This is a genomic window from Vibrio nitrifigilis (genome assembly GCF_015686695.1).
Taxonomy (GTDB): Bacteria; Pseudomonadota; Gammaproteobacteria; order Enterobacterales; family Vibrionaceae; genus Vibrio; species Vibrio nitrifigilis.
In genome coordinates this window covers 1,007,187-1,024,630 of record NZ_JADPMR010000004.1, presented here as the reverse complement: position 1 = coordinate 1,024,630, position 17,444 = coordinate 1,007,187, and the positions used below count along the sequence as shown (strand labels likewise).

At 40.7% G+C, this 17,444-nt stretch carries 25 protein-coding genes; 22 read left to right on the top strand and 3 right to left on the bottom strand.

Features of this window, described 5'->3' with window-relative positions:
* The first annotated feature begins 115 nt into the window (after positions 1-115).
* The 21 genes from I1A42_RS20970 (at position 116) to I1A42_RS20870 (ending at position 11,565) form a co-directional block, all read left to right on the top strand.
* The gene (locus I1A42_RS20970) at positions 116-652 is read left to right on the top strand and encodes an MOSC domain-containing protein (protein WP_196124831.1); all 537 of its coding nucleotides are present in this window, start codon (positions 116-118) and stop codon (positions 650-652) included.
* 44 nt (positions 653-696) lie between these two features.
* Positions 697-1,140, top strand: coding sequence for a GFA family protein (locus I1A42_RS20965; protein ID WP_329604857.1), 444 nt, complete (start codon positions 697-699; stop codon positions 1,138-1,140).
* Entirely contained in the window at positions 1,124-1,342 is a 219-nt protein-coding gene (locus I1A42_RS20960) for a DUF6500 family protein (RefSeq protein ID WP_196124829.1), read from the top strand. Before I1A42_RS20965 ends, I1A42_RS20960 begins: the two co-directional genes overlap by 17 nt.
* Positions 1,343-1,396: 54 nt before the next feature.
* On the top strand, positions 1,397-1,876 hold the full coding sequence (locus I1A42_RS20955; protein WP_196124826.1) for a GNAT family N-acetyltransferase: 480 nt from the start codon (positions 1,397-1,399) through the stop codon (positions 1,874-1,876).
* 36 nt (positions 1,877-1,912) lie between these two features.
* Positions 1,913-2,377, top strand: coding sequence for a GNAT family N-acetyltransferase (locus tag I1A42_RS20950; RefSeq protein WP_196124824.1), 465 nt, complete (start codon positions 1,913-1,915; stop codon positions 2,375-2,377).
* Between the two features lie 63 nt (positions 2,378-2,440).
* On the top strand, positions 2,441-2,659 hold the full coding sequence (locus I1A42_RS20945) for a DUF6434 domain-containing protein (RefSeq protein WP_161158255.1): 219 nt from the start codon (positions 2,441-2,443) through the stop codon (positions 2,657-2,659).
* A gap of 163 nt (positions 2,660-2,822) precedes the next feature.
* The gene (locus I1A42_RS20940) at positions 2,823-3,173 is read left to right on the top strand and encodes a DUF3147 family protein (RefSeq protein ID WP_196124822.1); all 351 of its coding nucleotides are present in this window, start codon (positions 2,823-2,825) and stop codon (positions 3,171-3,173) included.
* A gap of 57 nt (positions 3,174-3,230) precedes the next feature.
* Entirely contained in the window at positions 3,231-3,653 is a 423-nt protein-coding gene (locus I1A42_RS20935) for a VOC family protein (RefSeq protein ID WP_196124820.1), read from the top strand.
* Positions 3,654-3,669: 16 nt separating this feature from the next.
* Positions 3,670-4,110 (top strand): NUDIX domain-containing protein, encoded by a 441-nt coding sequence (locus I1A42_RS20930; RefSeq protein WP_196124818.1) that lies wholly within the window; start codon positions 3,670-3,672, stop codon positions 4,108-4,110.
* A gap of 153 nt (positions 4,111-4,263) precedes the next feature.
* On the top strand, positions 4,264-4,698 hold the full coding sequence (locus I1A42_RS20925; RefSeq protein ID WP_196124816.1) for an HAD-IA family hydrolase: 435 nt from the start codon (positions 4,264-4,266) through the stop codon (positions 4,696-4,698).
* A gap of 172 nt (positions 4,699-4,870) precedes the next feature.
* Entirely contained in the window at positions 4,871-5,119 is a 249-nt protein-coding gene (locus I1A42_RS20920; RefSeq protein WP_161158260.1) for a DUF3297 family protein, read from the top strand.
* Positions 5,120-5,363: 244 nt separating this feature from the next.
* On the top strand, positions 5,364-5,816 hold the full coding sequence (locus I1A42_RS20915) for a protein tyrosine phosphatase family protein (protein ID WP_196124814.1): 453 nt from the start codon (positions 5,364-5,366) through the stop codon (positions 5,814-5,816).
* Positions 5,817-5,966: 150 nt separating this feature from the next.
* Positions 5,967-6,605 carry an HAD family hydrolase gene (locus I1A42_RS20910; protein WP_196124812.1) on the top strand — a complete coding sequence of 213 codons (639 nt, stop codon included), beginning with the start codon at positions 5,967-5,969 and terminating at the stop codon, positions 6,603-6,605.
* A gap of 68 nt (positions 6,606-6,673) precedes the next feature.
* Entirely contained in the window at positions 6,674-7,408 is a 735-nt protein-coding gene (locus tag I1A42_RS20905) for an NUDIX domain-containing protein (protein WP_161158263.1), read from the top strand.
* A 60-nt stretch (positions 7,409-7,468) separates the two neighbouring features.
* The gene (locus tag I1A42_RS20900) at positions 7,469-8,068 is read left to right on the top strand and encodes a pentapeptide repeat-containing protein (protein ID WP_196124810.1); all 600 of its coding nucleotides are present in this window, start codon (positions 7,469-7,471) and stop codon (positions 8,066-8,068) included.
* 77 nt (positions 8,069-8,145) lie between these two features.
* Positions 8,146-8,586 carry a GNAT family N-acetyltransferase gene (locus tag I1A42_RS20895; RefSeq protein ID WP_196124808.1) on the top strand — a complete coding sequence of 147 codons (441 nt, stop codon included), beginning with the start codon at positions 8,146-8,148 and terminating at the stop codon, positions 8,584-8,586.
* 123 nt (positions 8,587-8,709) lie between these two features.
* The gene (locus I1A42_RS20890) at positions 8,710-9,516 is read left to right on the top strand and encodes an ornithine carbamoyltransferase (RefSeq protein ID WP_196124806.1); all 807 of its coding nucleotides are present in this window, start codon (positions 8,710-8,712) and stop codon (positions 9,514-9,516) included.
* A 44-nt stretch (positions 9,517-9,560) separates the two neighbouring features.
* Positions 9,561-10,223, top strand: a complete 663-nt coding sequence (locus I1A42_RS20885) for an HAD family hydrolase (protein WP_161158267.1) — start codon at positions 9,561-9,563, stop codon at positions 10,221-10,223.
* 122 nt (positions 10,224-10,345) lie between these two features.
* Positions 10,346-10,567: a VF530 family protein gene (locus tag I1A42_RS20880; RefSeq protein WP_161158268.1), complete on the top strand. Its 222-nt coding sequence runs from the start codon at positions 10,346-10,348 to the stop codon at positions 10,565-10,567.
* 130 nt (positions 10,568-10,697) lie between these two features.
* Positions 10,698-11,021 carry a hypothetical protein gene (locus I1A42_RS20875; RefSeq protein ID WP_161158269.1) on the top strand — a complete coding sequence of 108 codons (324 nt, stop codon included), beginning with the start codon at positions 10,698-10,700 and terminating at the stop codon, positions 11,019-11,021.
* A gap of 235 nt (positions 11,022-11,256) precedes the next feature.
* Positions 11,257-11,565 (top strand): hypothetical protein, encoded by a 309-nt coding sequence (locus I1A42_RS20870; protein WP_161158270.1) that lies wholly within the window; start codon positions 11,257-11,259, stop codon positions 11,563-11,565.
* Between the two features lie 80 nt (positions 11,566-11,645).
* Here the strand turns inward: I1A42_RS20870 and I1A42_RS20865 are convergent, their stop codons facing one another.
* Together I1A42_RS20865 and I1A42_RS20860 are read right to left on the bottom strand one after the other, a co-directional pair.
* Positions 11,646-12,761 (bottom strand): iron-containing alcohol dehydrogenase family protein, encoded by a 1,116-nt coding sequence (locus tag I1A42_RS20865; protein ID WP_196124805.1) that lies wholly within the window; start codon positions 12,759-12,761, stop codon positions 11,646-11,648.
* 197 nt (positions 12,762-12,958) lie between these two features.
* Positions 12,959-14,161 carry an MFS transporter gene (locus tag I1A42_RS20860; protein WP_196124803.1) on the bottom strand — a complete coding sequence of 401 codons (1,203 nt, stop codon included), beginning with the start codon at positions 14,159-14,161 and terminating at the stop codon, positions 12,959-12,961.
* Between the two features lie 841 nt (positions 14,162-15,002).
* On the opposite strand from I1A42_RS20860, the gene I1A42_RS20855 reads away from it, so the two are divergent.
* Positions 15,003-16,598, top strand: coding sequence for an APC family permease (locus I1A42_RS20855; RefSeq protein ID WP_161158273.1), 1,596 nt, complete (start codon positions 15,003-15,005; stop codon positions 16,596-16,598).
* A 192-nt stretch (positions 16,599-16,790) separates the two neighbouring features.
* Here the strand turns inward: I1A42_RS20855 and I1A42_RS20850 are convergent, their stop codons facing one another.
* Entirely contained in the window at positions 16,791-17,141 is a 351-nt protein-coding gene (locus I1A42_RS20850; protein ID WP_161158274.1) for a MarR family winged helix-turn-helix transcriptional regulator, read from the bottom strand.
* Positions 17,142-17,444 lie beyond the last annotated feature (303 nt).

The following is a 17,444-nucleotide window of genomic DNA, read 5'->3' as shown; positions in this document are numbered from 1 at the left end:
GCCATCTACGGCAATTGATGCAGTCAAGCGCAGCAGTGGTGGTTTAAAGTGATTTACTCGCTTCACTGCTTGCGTAGTGCGTAATTGACTGGAGCGTTAGCACCAAGGAGGAAGTATGAAGGTAGTGTCATTAAGTAAGGATTCTGAACATAGGTTTTCTAAAGAAACATGTGATTCGCTAACTTTCTTAAAGGGACTTGGGATAGAGGGAGACGCACATTGTGGTGATACGGTGAAACATCGTTCCCGTGTTAAAGCAGATCCTTCACAACCTAATTTACGACAAGTGCATTTGGTTCATTCAGAGTTAATATCGGAACTTCAAGAGTCTGGTTTCACGGTAGAGGCCGGGACTATTGGCGAAAATGTGCTGACCGAAGGTGTCGAATTGCTTTCGCTACCTAGGAATACATTGATTATGATTGGCGCAAAAGTTGTACTGAGAGTGACTGGTTTAAGGAATCCGTGTGCTCAACTAGACAACTATCAGCGTGGTTTGACTAAAGCTGTTTTAGCTCGAGATGAAGCCGGTAACTTGGTACGTAAAGCTGGAATTATGGCTGTCGTCGAAGAAGGCGGGATCGTAAACGTGGGAGATAGCATTTCAGTACAAATGCCACCGAAACCATACAAGGCACTTGAGCGGGTGTAGCCAAGCGTTAATCACACAAAGTATGTAACTAAGGAATCATTCAAGTGAAAGGAAGCTGTTTATGCGGAGAGGTATCGTTTGAATTATTAGGCGAATTACCTCCGATCTATCAATGTCATTGTTCGTTGTGTCGCAAAGTCTCTGGTTCTTCATCAAACTCGGCTTTGATAGTTAAGTCATCCAATTTTAAATGGTGCACTGGCGAACATCAGATTCGATCATTTTCAACTAGCTCGGGCTTTAAATCTGAGTTTTGTTGTCAATGTGGTAGTCCTGTCCCCAATATCAGCTCAAATGGAGATTCATATTGGGTGCCTGCTGGTTTGTTATCCGAGCCTGTTAATACAAAAGTTGCTGCTCATGTTTACGTCGGTTCTCATGCAAGCTGGGACGTAGGGGTCATAAACGATGGGATTCCGAAATTTGAAACGATGCCAAATGAAAAAGATTGGTTAGAGTTAGGTGGTTTCGATGAGAGCGTCTCTTAGAGAAAAAATTGTACAAGTTTGTAATTCAAAGATCGCATTAAAAGGCGACAACGTCGGGCTTTCTTTCTATGCCTTCTTTTCGAATAAAAATGAGAATCCGGAACTGCTCATGGAAGCGGCCACTTGGTGGATACAAACGCACCAACTCGATCATTTTGTCAAAGCTCGTATTATTAAAGCAATGGTAGAAAGTGGTCAGTAGCATTTATGTTCAAGTGAAAATGCTGGTTTTGATGTATTAAATTATGAGTGACTAATGATAACAATTGAAAAGTATAATTTAGAACGAAAGTCTGAAGTGGATTTGCTTTGTGTTAAACCTGAGCAACAGGCGTTTACTGTCGGTGATATTGGTGATTTTATTTCATCATTAAAATCACATGAGCATCCCTATTTAATTATTAGTGATGGTAACGTTGTTGGTTTTTTTGTTCTGGATTTTTTATATACAGAAACCTATGGTTTTGGTGATGCGAAAGCTTTAGGTATAAGGGCTTTGTTTGTCGACCATCATTTTCAAGGAAAGGGTATCGCAACCAAAGCCCTTAACTTGTTACCGTCTTATGTTGTTACCCATTACCCTGATTTTGAAGTACTTCAATTAACGGTTAATTGCCGTAATACGTTCGCATATAGTTGTTATTGCAAATGTGGTTTTGAAGATACTGGGAATTTGTATCTTGGAGGTCCATCTGGTCCTCAACATATCATGCAACGGAATATTAGATTCGATTGAATCAACGGGTAATATGAGCATTAGAGACACTATCATATGATTAAAGTTAGCAGATATAGCGAATCTGATATTCCTGCTTTGTGGGAGATTTTTTATCACACGATTAGAAATATTAACATCCGAGATTACTCTCGAGCCCAAGTAGAAGCTTGGGCTCCCGACAATTTCGATCAGGCCATATGGCAGCGAAAAATGCATTCGATTGCACCTTATGTTGCGGTATTAGACGGGGAAATAGTGGGATATACCGATCTTCAAGACGATGGGTTAATAGATCATTTCTTTTGTCACCATCAATACCAAGGCAGAGGTATTGGCAAAATCATGATGGAACATGTGTTTGAGCAAGGTAAATTGCGAGGAATTAGCAAGTTTCATTCTGAAGTGAGCATTACGGCGAGACCATTTTACGAAAAACAGGGTTTCTGTATCGTAGAAGAACAAGTCGTGAATGTTCGTGGGCAAAAATTACGTAATTTTTTGATGGAAAGTCACCAATAAGTATCCACGTAAGGACCGCCAAAGCCTGCCATGCTAACTCCAAGTGTTTAGGAAATAATGAATATGAATAAAGTAGATTGGCATAAAAATCAGATCGATGATGCAACAATAATTACGGATAGTTACAAGACGACGCAGAATGTTCGTCGTTATTTTAAGGCGAAATTCGGTGAAGATTTTTCGTTTAATCGTGATTTTATGCAATGGATGCATAGTGCAGTTGGGTTAACCATGAGTGATGCCTGTGATGAGTGGATTCAACGTCAACAAAGAAAAAACTAGAGCGTTTTAAAAGGAAAACTTTATGATTAGACACGCAATTAAAAAAGCTTAATAAGCCGGCTTTCGATATTGATGCCACCTGACATTTCTAGATAGGAGACATCGTCGCGATACGGACTATGCTATTCCCAGTGGATCTCTAACGATAACTGAGGCGAGCATTGTGTATTGGATCATAACAAAATATTTAATCACAGCAGGGATCGTTGTGTTTATCTCTGAGGTAGCGAAAAGAAGTGACCGATTGGGAGCGTTTATTGGCGCTCTCCCCACGGTGACTATTTTGGCATTGATTTGGATGTATATCGAAAAGCAGCCTGCTGAGAAGTTAACTCATCACGCGTTTTACACGTTTTGGTATGTGCTCCCATCATTACCCATGCTTCTTATTTTTCCATATCTGTATGGACGATTCTCATTTTTAATCTCGTTAGTGAGTTGTTTAGCCATAACAATTTTGTGCTTTTTATTGGTGATATGGATTGCTAATCTGTTTGGCGTTCAATTAGTGTAAGACTGAACATATTGGTTGTTTATCAGTATGTTGAACTGGTAATTTAAGGATAAAGTAGTGCAACAAAACATTGTTCATATTGCATTAGTCGTAAAAGATTACGATGAAGCTATCGATTTTTATGTTAACAAACTTCAGTTTGAGCTTATTGAAGATACCTATCAACCAGAGCAGGACAAACGTTGGGTGGTCGTTGCGCCACCCAATTCTCGTGGCGTGACATTATTGTTAGCCAGAGCATCAAAACCCGAACAAGTGGATTTTATTGGTAATCAAGCTGGTGGGCGGGTATTCCTATTTTTAAATACCGACGATTTTTGGCGTGACTATGAAAGAATGAAGTCCATTGGTATCGAGTTTGTTCGTGACCCTAAAGAGCAAGATTACGGAACCGTTGCCGTATTTAAGGAGCTTTATGGCAATCTTTGGGATTTATTGCAGTTAAATCCCAACCATCCAATAGCAAAAAGACAACAATAACTCTTAGGGGAACACAATGGATAATTTTCATTACCTTGCTAGAGGCGTGATCGTCAGTGAAGGTAAGATTTTAGTTGTAAAGGCGGATGGCGTTGATAATGCCTTTTTGCCGGGTGGGCATATTGAAATAGGTGAGAGTGCTGAAGTCGCTCTGGTACGTGAAATAAAAGAAGAATTGGGGTTTGATTCCACCATTAAAGAATTTTTGGGCGCGGTTGAACATCACTGGGGTGACAACCAGTTTGAGATAAACCTTATTTTTCGTTTAGACGTGCCAGAGATTTCATCTACCTTGGCGGTGGCCTCTCAAGAAGAGCATCTCAAATTTATGTGGTTGGAGCCGCAGGAATTAATCTTCCATAAAATGCAGCCTTCTCCAGTAATAGAGTTAATATTAAATCTGGATGCTGAGAGTCGTGCATTTTGGGGATCTACCATAAAAGGTGAAGTACAATAGCGCGCTGAATCCTTCTATCCATTTATGTAAAAAGTGCCTAACAAATGATGCTAGGCAAGACTTCTTGCTTCTATTTGTGATATTCATAGCGCCAAGAAAATGAATGTTGCTAGCAACATATGGCATTGTATGCAGTATAGAAAGGAGGATTCGTTGAAAGATACGATTCTTATCGACTTTGATGGTGTGATTAGGCACTGGAGAAGTGAGGTAATTGAACAAGTCGAAGCGGTTGAAGCGGCGATCGACTACGATTTTATTAAATGTATTCGTTCTATGGCGCCTGAAGCGCGCTTGGTTCTTGTGACGAATGCGACCAGCAAACTAACAAACGACCTGGCGCAATACGATTTAATTGGAAAGTTTGATTTTGTCATTAACTCTGCCGATATTGGTGTTGCTAAACCCGAGCCTGAATTTTTTGCAAAGTCTGTGCGTTTAGTGAATCGTAATGCAGCAGATTGCGTATTCATCGATGATTCCGTTGAAAATGTTCAATCGGCGCAAGAGGTTGGAATACAGAGTTTACATTTTAAATCTGTCATTAAAACCCTCCAGTTCATAAAACAGCACTGCATTATTCAATAACATCACTGACCGTCAGTGCATTTCTTGTGCGCTGATGGGGATGTTTAGTCGGTGCAGTGCACTGGAAATTTCCACAATCAGCAGAGTTGCTAGCTGAAACACACAATCGTAGTTGTGGTAAAGGGTGGACTTAACTAGAATAGCGCCTCAAATTAACCATTAGGTCTACATCATGAGCGAAAACATTTCAAAACCTGATCTACCCGATCACCTAGCCGGTAATCCACGCAGCCCACATTACATTGCCGCTTGTTTTGAACATCCAATTGGTATTCGTTTAAACGGCAAAGAACGTAATGACGTTGAAGAGTACTGCATTAGCGAAGGTTGGGTGAAAATCGCTTCACCAACCGCGAAAGACCGTTGGGGCCATCCAATGCTTATCAAGCTTAAAGGTGAAGTTGAAGCTTACTATAAGTAACCTCAAACTTATCTTTAATAACAAAAGCATAGAGACTGTTTCTCTATGCTTTTCTTTTTTCTGCTCTTGTCTCAACGTTCCCTTTATCCTATCGTTTTCTCTTTTCTTTATTTTTTAATGTGTTACAAATAAGTAACTATCTCGAAATGCTCACATATTCATATGTTGATTCGCTTTAGGATGGAAGCTATCAATGCAAACCATGAATGAGCGGTCATTCTTGGTTGAAATAACAAGGAAGAGAATGGAATCCATTAAGAATTTTGTGCAGTTAACCAGTACGGTTGCAACGGGAGGACAGCCCAAACGCCACGAATTTGGGCAAATTGCCGCAGCCGGATATCGATATGTGATTAACTTAGGCATGCCGGATCATCCTCAAGCTATTGCCGAAGAAGATAAGGTATTGGCATCGCTCGATATTACTTACATACATATACCGGTAAGGTTTGATGAGCCGACTAAAGAGCAAGTGCGATTGTTTTGTAATGTGATGGCAGCACTTAAAGACCAAAAGGTCTTTGTTCATTGCATAAGGAATTATCGAGTTGCGGCATTCATGTATCACTATTTGTCCAAAGTAGAGAAACAAGATGATGAACAGGCCAAATCATCCATGTTTAAATCGTGGAATTTAGATGCGGTATGGCAAGATGTCATGACTTGGACTGCTTCAGATATTGGGTTGAGGCAGTAGGGGGCGGGAAGCCCATTCACCATAACATCCGAGCAATAAAAGGAAGTGTTGATGTCACAAGATGTTGTGCAAGTAATCTTTATTTCTGAATCAAAGTTGTTATTAGGTTTTCGTCAAAATGCTGCTTAAACGCTATTTAAAAGGTCTGGAATGAAATTAGTCATCTTTGATTGTGATGGGACGTTAGTCGATAGTGAATTACTGTGCAATTTAGGCTTAGAACATCAACTTGCCGAGCTAGGGATTCAATGTAAGGCAGAAGACCTAGTGCAACGATTCAGAGGTGGTAAATTGGCCAATATTTTAGCTAATTTAGAGCAAGAGTTTTCAACGTCTTTTCCCGCATCATTTGAACAGCAATATCGCGCTAAAGTGGACAAACTGTTCGATCAACATTTAATACCATGTGACGGTGTCGTTGATTTGTTGGAATCGCTGACAGTGCCATTTTGTATTGCTTCATCAGCTCCGCGGACAAAAATAGAGAGAGCACTACAAGTGACGGGACTATCACACTATTTCACAGAGTGTATTTTCAGTTCCTATGAAGTTGGCTCATGGAAACCAGAGCCGGATTTGTTTCTACACGCGGCAAAATCCATGCAAGTGAAGCCTCAAGATTGTTGTGTGTTAGAAGATAGTTACTTAGGAATAGAAGCCGCCAATCGAGCGAATATGGTGAGTGTTTATTATGCGCCGAATATGGGTGAAAAATATCCCAAAGCGTCAGTCCAAATCGCTCATATGTCGGAATTTAACCATAAGATGGCGCAACACGAATCTCCTTAGATTGTTCTTTCTGATACTACTAAGCATCAGGTAGGAACGTGCGGATTAATTAGAACGAAGGGAACACATTGAAGTTTGTATTAGATAAATTTAACGGCGTTATTATCAGCCACGATGAACTGCCTGAAGATGTTGCTACATTTCGATTAGAGTTACACGATGTCATCGCATTTGCCCAGCAGGAACAAAAAAATATTGTGTGGCTGACTCTTACCATCGAGTGTGCTCAATTTGTCCCGATTGCGACTGAGTTAGGTTTTGTCTTTCACAATTGTTTGGAAGACCAGATCACATTAATTTTAAAAGCGCCAACTACAGAGTTTGTGCCTTTTATCCCGACTCATACCCTTGGCGCGGGGGCGATTGTCAAAAATGAACAGGGTCAGCTATTGGTTGTGAAAGAACAGGGTATGACAGGTTATAAATTGCCCGGTGGTCATATTGAACTGGGTGAAAAAATAGAAACTGCCATCATTCGTGAAGTGCTGGAAGAAACCGGAGTTGAAGCCTCATTTCAATCGATTGTCGGCTTTACGACCCGCCACCCATTTCAGTTTGGAAAAACGAATATGTATCTGGTTTGTCGACTTATCGCGGGTACGGAAACTATTGCTATTCAGGATACGGATGAAATAGCAGACGCTAAATGGGTTGATGTCGCTGATTACTTGTATGATGAAGGCAATGCAGACTTTAACCGTCAGATGATCGGCGCTCTGCATGATGTTGATGGCCTATTTACATTTGAACCTGACAATAATACTGGGCGATTTAAGAAACACGAAACCTTCTTTGCACAATAGACGGTATACTCCATCTTCAATAAATAGCAAAAGAGTTGCTGAGTAAGACCGGAGATAGTGATGCAAGAGATTAATAGCGGTGAATCATATCTTGATGTTTCTTTTGAAAAACTAGAGCAATTGGAATCGGACTATCAAGATATCGAGTTTGAAGATTGTCGTTTTCTCGATAGTGATTTTTCAGGCTCGCAGTTTAAAAACTGCAAATTTATTAATTGCGAATTCAGTCGCTGTAATTTGAGTTTGGTGAAGCTCTTACACTCGCGCTTATTTGGTGTTCATTTTATTGATAGTAAGCTGGTGGGAATTGATTGGACTCGGGCGAGCTGGCCTGTTTATCACGCTGATTTTGAACTCAAATTTGAACGCTGCATCATGAATGATGCTTCATTCTTTGGTTTAACATTGAATGAGCTGCAATTCGATGAATGTAAGTTGCATGATGTTGATTTTCGGGAAGGAAATTTTCAGAATTCAACCATGATTTATTGCGATTTTACTCATAGCTTGTTTACGCGAACTAACTTACGTTCTGTGGATTTTAGTGATTCAAGTCATTACGCCATCAATGTGTTAGAAAATGATGTTCAAGGCGCGAAGTTTTCACGCTATGAAGCGTTGAGTTTATTAGAGTGCTTAGGGGTTGAGTTAGTGGATTAACAGTATGAGCATTTGGATGCTTGCCATTACTAAATCAGCATATGAGGTTACTTGGGTATAGTGAGTAAGGGAAGAATATGGAAGTGAAATCTCTTGAAAGGAATGCAGAATACTTGAGTGTATTAGAGGTGTTGTTACAGCTCAGGTCTCAGTATGATGTTGACTCATTATCTGCACAGATAGAAAAACAAAAATTAGGCGGCTATCAGATAGTCTATGTTAAAGATGAGCACCAAGTGCTGGCTGTTGCGGGATACTCTTTGGGAGAAAAGCTTGCTTGGGGAAAGTATATCTACATTGAAGATCTAGTGACTAATGATCGATGTCGTTCCGATGGCGTTGGTAAATTTTTAATGGAATGGTTTAAAGCATATGCATCAAAGATTGGATGTCAGCAGATCCACTTGGATTCTGCTGTGCACCGATTCCCAGCCCATAAATTTTATTTACGTGAAGGTTTCAATATCGCAAGTCATCATTTCTCAATTGTTGGGTGTGAGAGTTTTGAATTAAGTTAAATAAAAAGGCCAAGTGGCGTGTCGGCAATGCGACAATGTCTATGCGGTTTAATTAACTACATCTGAATTAATACATATGTTATCTTAATGTTTTCATTGGATATTATTTTCAATAGGGACGTTATGAAGTTACTTGATGTTAATAGCCTGACCAAAGCAGATATTTTGCAAATATGGAAAAACGTATCTGAAGAGATGACTGAGCAACTACAAGGCAACGTTGCTTGGTCGTTTGAGGGGAATGGCATTCGAACTCGAACTACCTTTATTCAGGCATTTCAAACGCTCGGGTTGAATTATGTTGAGTTACCTAATTTCTTGAAAACGGGTGAAGCGGTCGATGATTTGGCTGGGTATTTGGACCCGTTCTATTCTCTGTATGTCATTAGAGACAGTAATCACCAAAGGATGACGGAGTTTGCCAATGCTACTCGTAAACCAGTGATTAATGCCATGTCGAGTGACGCGCACCCCTGTGAAGTGCTAACCGATGCGTATTATCTCAATGCGAAATACGGCGATATTGAAAACCTACGTATTTTATTATGGGGCCCGAGCACTAATGTATTTAAATCCTGGCACGCCTTAGCTCAAGTGTTAGATCTTAATTTGACGCACTTTTGTCCAGCAAATCAGCACGATGATGAATCCAACGTGCGCTATATTGATCAACTTACGGGTGAGTTTGATGTGGTCATTACTGACGCATGGCCAAAAGGATTTGCTGACAGTACCTATTCATTATCTATACCTCTTTTAGAGACATTGGGGCATCCAGAATTTTTGCCCGTTCCTCCCGTAACCGTAGGGAAAGAGATGATATTCGAGCCTAATACCTATTCTCGTTTTTCTGGTTATGATCAAAAGCGTTGGCTATTACCCGTTCAAGCCGCGGTTATCCATTATTTAATGATGCACTCAGAAGGGTAATCAACACTATTGTCATGCAATAAAACGATAAATATGGGGGAAGAATGTTCGATACCGTTATTTTTGATTATGGGAATACACTGTGTGAAATGGGGGATCTCGCTGAATCCTTAGAGAACATTAGTGGGTCAGAGTACGCCAAAGAGATAGGCGCGCTTATTGAGCTCTCGATACAAGATCTCTATATTCCAGAACAAGTCGAACAACCCAATTGGATTGAGGTATGGCAGAACGCCTTTACTCACTACGCAGTTGATTTTGATGTATCTATTGGCTGTCAACATTTACGCCAATTTGTTCAAAGTGGTCAGTTATATCACTATTCCATTCCGTTACTTGAACAGTTACATAATCAGGGAACTGAGCTGATCTTGCTGTCGAATGTGACAGGTGATACAGATATTTTCCAAAATGACCTAAGAAATAGAGGGCTAGATAAATATTTCCATCAGGTAATTTGGTCTTCAGACATTGGCTATCGTAAACCGAGCAAAAAGGCATTTGAAATTGCTGTTGATCTTGCTAAGAATTCTCCGTCCAAGATAATCATGGTAGGAGACAGTGAAGTTGCGGATATTCAGGGTGCTAAGCAAGTTGGTTTGCGTTCCATGAGAGTCTCCGACTACTCTGGTGTTGAAAGTTCTGCTGATTATGTTGTTACCCGAGACTCGATTATGACTCAGCTTATTCACCTGACAAGCCGTTAAAGATTACCCTGAACTTCTCAACGTGGTTTAGCAAGGGAGCGTTTCTCAATGCAGTACTAGACGTAACTAAGGTTAGATTCTGTTACACTGCGCCTTTGAATTAACACTATAAGAGATTTCCTATGAGCCAAGAACAACCCAATAATCCTTTACACGGATTAACGCTCGAGAAAATTTTGGTTCGTTTGCAAGAGCATTATGGCTGGGAGGGGTTGGATGCAAAAATTCAGCTCAACTGCTTTTACAATAATCCTTCTATAAAATCGTCTTTAAAATTCCTGCGTCGAACACAATGGGCACGCGATAAAGTTGAAGCACTGTATATTGAAACATTTTGCCAGTAAATTTAATTTCTTTGGCAATAAATGACTTCTCGAACGCTACGTTGGTTAATTGTCTAAATATAGTATCGCCATCGATGGTATGGGAAGTTATAGTTAGATATTTCAATAAGTTAATATAGTTGGCGTGGACATGTACAAGTTAGACATTTGCTGTAAACCAGAGCAAAAAGAATTGGTATTATCGACCCTGCATGAATCAGGCGTGGATAAAATAGGTCATTATGATCACTGTTGGGCCATCGCTTCTATCGAAGGTTCGCATCGAGCGTTAGAAGGGGCCCAACCTGTGTTTGGTGGGGTAGGAAGTATAGAAAACTACCCGTTATTAAAAATAGAAATTAACGTTACTAGAGAGCAAGTGTCGCCCGTTATAAAACAGCTCAAAGCTTGTTTAGGCTGGGAAGAGCCATTAGTTAATATCTTTAAGTTGTATAACAATGAGTTCGATTATTAGTTATTAAGAATAACGAAACGAGTGATTGCTTTCTCCTCAACACTAACCGTGTTTTCTTTAACATTTATCAAAACGTCTCAGCGCAAACAGGATCAAAATGACGCCAAGATTAAAAAACATTTAAATTTTGGTAATTAACCTTGATGGGAATCGAATTTGTGCAATTAATTGGGTACTATTACTGAGTTGATTGGGTATCGAGCACCACTGAGGGAGGGCGAAGAGCACAGCGCATATGGAACAAACGATTATATTGAATTTACCTTATGATCTTTCCGAACAAGATAATGAAAAGGTGACCGCCGTCTATTCTGAAATGGATGGTTGGCAAGCTAAGACTGATTTCCCATGTTGGTTTGGTACACCCAACGATGCACAATATATTACCGTTTCTTCAAAGCCAAGCGGGCTTGTTGTGATAGGAAAGGTCAATGGTCTTATCTGGATGGGGTGGATTACAAAATTGTGCGCTAAGCTATCCATCGCTCTAAATCGAGAAATCTACGATGCAGAAAGCGAGAAAGCGAAACCGCGTCGTCGATAGCTCTGAGACTCTGAAGAATGAAAAAAACGGTGGTCAATATCATTGACCACCGTTTTTATATCTGCCTGATGGCATAAACATTATGCGGCTTGACGACCAATCGCATCAGCGGCCAATATCGCGGCAATGAATTTTTCTTGCGTTGGTGTGCCAGGTGCGACTTCCCACTCAATGACTGAGGCCGCTTTCTCTGCCACAATAGGTAAATCTGCTTCAGTAAGGCCAATCTCGGCTATCGTGACTGGCAAGCCCAAGCTTTTATTAAATTCCAAAATGCGATTGAATTCTTGTTCGTTATTGTCGTATTTCAATAAGCAAAGCACGCCAAATGCAACAATTTCACCATGTAAGTGCTGTGATTCACTGGCTGGGATCAACGAACTACCATAGTAGACACAGTGAGCGAGTGAACTGTTGTAGTAGTATTGATCTTCAGGAGCGATTTGATCGCTGATATGCACTGCACAGTTGGAAACAATCCCGGTTAACATCACAATAGCGAGCACGACTTCTTCTAGTTCAGCAGAAACCTGATTATTACGACAATCTTCAAGTGCCTTTTTACCATTGTCGAGTAATGGAGCGGTACAGGTTTTGGCAATGCCTAATCCTAGCTGTGGTAAATGGGTGAGTTTTTTATCGCGGCAGCAATATTCAACCTCATACTCTTTACTTAACGCATCACCAATGCCAGCCCAAAACATTTCTGCCGGAGATTCTGCGATAATTTGCGTATTGATAAAGGTGTGCAGTGGTGGGTGACTTTGGTAGAAGTATTCAGCGAAAGAGCCATCGTTGTGATACATCACACTCAGAGACGTGCACGCTGCACAGTTAGAAGCAAGAGTCGGGAAGGTGAAGACAGGCTTACCTGTAATGGCGCCAAGTACCTTCACTGTATCGCAAGCACGTCCGCCGCCAACACCAAATAGCATATCAGCGTCTTTGACATGTGGATGCCCGGCCAGTTGATGGACATTATCCATTGTTGCAGCACCGCCGTACCACAGAAAGTCTAATAATACGGTGTGGCTACCTTCGATGCCGTTAAGCAGTGCTGGTTTAGCTTTTTCTATTGCAGTTTCACCACCAATAACCACCGCTTTATTTCCATATGGAGCAGTGATGTAGCCAATTTTACTATAGGCATCTTGGCCAACAGTGTAATTAGGCAGATAGATGGTTTCGTTCGACATAGTATGATCCTTCTTACTTTTAGTTCTAACATTCAATCACATAGGTGTTTTCAGCACGAATTTGGTCACAACTGTTTCGCTGGGTAGGACATTGAGCACAGAGCGTGGCAGCGCAATTTGTCTCTTCCATGACAAGCGAGTGTACGCGTTCATTTCGCCTGATGATCACTTCATTTTTATGGTTTGGTATGCTGCGGTTAGGATTTGATATCACGACTCAAGTGAGTATCAACCTGTGGGTTAGAATCATACTGACGTATAAAATAATACGAGAGTATGGCACCAATAATCCCCACTAAACCACCGACGAGAAACACATACGGCAGGCCCATCCAATCAACAAATAATCCTAAGATGATGGGGCCAGACATTTGCCCTAATGCTTGCGCGCTGGCAAAGCTTCCTGTCACGGTTCCCATTCCAAGGGTGCGTCCTCGCTCAGTTCTAACGACAATAATGGCCGCACGCGACAAGGCACTGAAAACACCCATTCCAATAGCAAACAGGTAAAGAACAGCCACATTTTGATGAAACCAGAACAGTGCTGTCATGCAGACTGCACTAAGCAAGCTTCCCCATAATATAAAAGGGGCTTTCCAGTTTGAAAACCGGTCGCAAAGCAAACCCATTGGGTACTGTAGCACTGAACCAAATACCATATAAAGAGACAATAACACACCAATATTGGATTTACTCATATAACTGACGGTTAAAAGCGGAATAAATGTATTGAAGCCAAAACGGTAAAACGCTCGAAATAGTATATAGGCTAAGACCCCACGCATGGGCCTATCTTTAAGTACGTTCAGTAATTGATGGCGTTTGTGGGGTTTACGTGTAGGTTTACTTTGTTGTTGATGAGGGATAAAAAACCAGACTAGCGCGAATGCAAATAGTGACACTGAGGTTAAGGCGTAAAACGGCATATGTAGGCCAAAATGATCAGCCAGTGTACCACCCACAATAGGGCCTAAAGCGCTGCCACTGAACATCGACATGCTAAACAGGTTCATGTATTTGCCTTCTTTGCCCTTGGGAACAATATCTCCTACGTATGCTTGAGCAATAGGTGTCACCATCGCTGAGGCGATACCATCGAAAAACCGGAGGGCAAACAAGTAGGTAGCGTTAGTCACAAATGGATAGAGAAAGGCGAAAAACGCGTACAGAGCTAAGCCCCACAGCAATAATCGACGTTTACCTAATCGGTCTGATAATGCCCCCAGATAAGGAGCGAAGAACATACGGGAAAGTGCAAAGGCTGAAAATAGTAAACCGATAGAAAGCGCACTTGCGTGTAAGCTTTTTGCATAGAGTGGCAATATAGGCAGAATAATGCCAATGCCCAACATAGCGGCGCATGTTGCAATAAATAAACTGACAAAGGTGGATTTAGACACTACTTCTCTCTTCTATATGGTGGTGGGATAGAAGACCGAAAGTGTAGGTTGCTAGGAAACGGAGAGATCTTCCACACTGAAAATAAGACATACGGAACTTTACTAAAAAATAGTCAATATTTCATTTTCTTTACAGTGTAAGAGATAAGGTGACACAGTAGTATTTACCGGCTATGAAGATGATGGTGAAATAATCAGCTAATCAGCTAATCAGCTAATCAGCTAATCAGCTAATCAGCTAATTAGATAATTAGATAATTAGATAATAAGTAGAATATTATTCATATTTTAAATGTCAAATAGAATGAAATATAAATAATCATATGCATGATAGTTATGTGATTAATTATGCATGGGTTAAATAAATGAAAAACCCCTTATTAATTAAATGGAATTGCACGAATGTTGTGCGATAAGACAATTATGCACTAATAAAAAGCAATGCTGAATCATTTTAAATTGGTCTTGTAAATGATTGCGTTTATTCTTATTTGTATATTGATAAAATTATTTATCAGATGGTTTTTTATTTCTTAATAATAATTATCCGATTTTATTGGATGTATTATTGTGATGAATTTTTATATCAAAAAACATTCAATATCTGGTTTTTTTACCTTGCTGAGAAAATAATGGAATATTTCCTGCAATGTGTATGGTTCATATCTAAATAACGTAGAGCCCTAAATCATAAACGACTCTAGGTTACTTAGTTAACAACAAAAAGATAACACCTAAGCCGATATGCTCTATCTGCATTGAGTACTTTTAGATTGGGTGAGGTTCATGTTTAGCCCTCATAAGCTTAGGTAATAACAGGAAATTCAATAAGGGAGAGACTATGTCCGGTGGCGTATTGAAACAGAAGTTGGGGCTTCTAGACCTCACTTTGTTGGGCATTGGGTCCATGATTGGTTCGGGCTGGCTTTATGCCGCGTTAAATAGTGCTGGCTATGCAGGATCATTAAGTGGGTATGCGTGGGCGCTAGGGGCGGTCATTGTATTAATGATTGGCCTTGTATTTGCTGAGCTTTCCGCCAGTATTCCACGTGCTGGTGGTTTTGTTCGTTATCCGAATTTTACCCATGGCAATGTGGTTGGTTTTGTTATTGGTATTAGTGCACTGTTAGCTTATACCAGTACAGCTGGCGTCGAAGTCGAAGCTGTACGTCAATATGCAATGTATTGGTGGCCATCATTAGGCCACAAAGATGGCAGCCCTAACGAATTGGGCTTTACCATGCAGATTGTTTTGTTGGTATTGTTCTTCTTATTAAATTATTGGAGTGTGAACTTCTTCGGTCGCATTAATACGGTCATCACTACTATCAAGTTCATTGTTCCAGTCGTCGCTATCATCACTTTCTTCTTGTATTACAATAGCGATAATTTAACCGTTCCTTCAACGCATCCTGGCGGCGTCCATGGAGTGTTCTCCTCATTGACTGGTGCTGGTATCGTTTTCGCCTATTTAGGTTTCCGCCAAGCGGTCGATTTTGCCAGTGAAGCAAAGAACCCACAGCGCAACGTACCTTTAGCTATCATTCTAGCGATGGTGGCCAGTTTCGTTATTTACATGTTGCTGCAGTTTGCTTTCATGGGGGCAGTGCCTGCCGATATTTTAAGTGCTCATGGTTGGCACGGCCTGGTCGATGTTTTCCAATCGCCATATGCAGATCTTGCGCGATCATTAGGTTTAACTTGGCTTATTAATCTGATTTTGATCGATGCGGTCATATCTCCAGCCGGGACAGGAAATATTTATCTAGCGGGGGCTAGTCGAGTATTGTTTGCTTGGGCGAAAAACGGCCATCTATTTAAAATATTTGGACAAGTAGACGAGAAGTCTGGCGTACCTCGTGGCGCGTTATGGTTATCTCTTATTTTGGCGATTGCATGGACGTTACCGTCTCAATTTCAAGTTTGGGGTGGATTAATTGCAGCCGTAACATCGGCTACTGTATTTACTTATATGCCAGGCCCCGTTAGTGCCGCGGTATTTCGTGCTCGTCGTCCCGATTTGAAACGACCATTTAAACTACCGGCGTTTGCCATATTAAGCCCATTAGCTTTTATCGCCAGTACGCTGTTAGTGTATTGGAGTGGTTGGGCTGTTAATGAATTACTTTTACCGATTTTAATTGTTGCTTGGCTTGCTTATGCGTTGTTCGGTAACAAAGAGCAAGGGGCGAGTAAAGAAATTAAAAATGGCTTGTGGTTATTGGTGTATTACATTGGTATCTATATTATTTCAGCATTAGGAACTTATGGCGGCAATGGCGCTTTAGGTGGCACATTGGCCATGGTATTAATTGTGGTTTTGGCCATCGCTGTCTATTTCTGGGGCGTGGCATCTGCCGTTGAATACCCTGAGATTCCCGATGAAGTAGATGAATTCAGTATTGAAGTGGATGCTGAGCTGGCAACAGTAAAATAACCCCAAATATACCCAAATAAGCTTTGGGTATATTCCCAATGATTTGGTTGGGAATATAAATGGGTAATAAAACACTTACATAAAAGAAAAGCAGTGGAACCCAAGCCTCTCTATTTAGAGAGGCTTTTTTAGTGCGGGTAGAGAAACATTCTCAGGTTTAAATCGTTAGAAGTTATTTGGGTATAGAATGGGTTAGGGGTTAATGCTCGGAATCTTAGAAGATATTTTTTGGAGAAGTGAGAGTAATTCTTGGTTTTCAGTACTGGTCAAATACCTTGTTAAATCTTGATTGACTTTATCGGCGGCGAGTCGGGCCATGGCTAACATTCGTAGTCCATCGTCGGTAATTTCGACTTGTTTTTGCCGCGCATCATGAAGGCTAGGGGAGCGCTGTATTAATCCTTTACGTTCCATTCTTGCCAGCATATCGGTTAGTGTTCCGCGCTTAATAGCGCTCGCTTCGCCTAAAGAAACCTGATCGAGAGGGCCATTTGCGTCCAAACTTTCTAATACCGCGTATTGGGGTTTGGTCAGTGTGGGCATGACATTACTCCACTGCGCAGTATGCTCTTGATATATCACTCTAATTACATGAAATAATGTATTGCTAAGCATCGTTACTACCTATTCTACCGATGTGTTATAAGGTTTCGCTTATATTAACAAAACCATTCGTGTGCGGATGATGTCTTAGCTCACGTTCCATGAGATTGATGCCCAATAAAGCCCATCGAAGTCACATAAACAAGTAATATCTTAATAAATTCAACCCATTCAATGTGTTTTTTCTTTAACAATATCAATCATATCAATGACTTTGTCTCAATTAAAAAACGAGGGTGTTAA